This is a genomic window from Paenibacillus sp. 598K, assembly GCF_003851045.1.
Classification (GTDB): Bacteria; Bacillota; Bacilli; order Paenibacillales; family Paenibacillaceae; genus Paenibacillus_D.
The window spans coordinates 703-1,372 of sequence record NZ_BFBX01000247.1; the positions used below are offsets into that span (position 1 = coordinate 703).

Annotated in this window: 1 protein-coding gene; it reads left to right on the forward strand. The window is 64.8% G+C overall.

What is annotated here, in order from left to right:
* Window positions 1–48: 48 nt before the first annotated feature.
* Window positions 49–670: hypothetical protein (locus PA598K_RS34920; protein WP_148092053.1), on the forward strand; the 622-nt coding region annotated here is incomplete at its 3' end.

Below are 670 nucleotides of genomic sequence, written 5' to 3' on the forward strand. Positions count from 1 at the left end.
AGATGTTATAGGCGGAGATGTTAGGCATTACAAGGGAGGCGGACAGCTATGAAGCGAGTATGGAAGATCACGCTCTGGTCGACGGCTGTGCTCGGCGTGCTGCTGGTCGCGGCTGCCGGACTGCTCTACTGGAAGCTGACGACGATGGATATCGGCGCGATCCGCGACCGTCATGTGCTGCAGGGCGAGTCGTCGCCGGGCGGCGCAGGCGGAGGAGCCGAGGACAGCAGCGGGCGGCTGCCCGCATCGCTCAGCGGAGCGGTCGGCAAGGCCGACGCGCTGGCAGACAAGCCGATTCAGAGCGACGACGCGCTTGATGCGGCGGCGATCCTGTTGCAGTCAGGGCTGTCGCTACGCGAGATGTACTATCTGATGGGGCAATCGACAGAGACACTGTCCACAGAAGAAAAGCAACATATCCGCGATCTGCTGCTAGCCAAGCTCGACCCCGAGGAGATCGAGGCGCTGCGCGCGATCACCTCCGGCTATGGCAAGCATCTGGTCATCCTCGACCCCGACTACCCGATCGAGGCGGTAGGGGTGAAGGATGACGCCGAGCGGGATCGGATCATCTACGAGCATCGGCGGGCCCAGCAACGGGCAGCGCAGCAGGAGCAGGATGGGACTGCGCCGCCGACGGCAACCGGCTCGGGCTCCGGGGGCGCAGTCC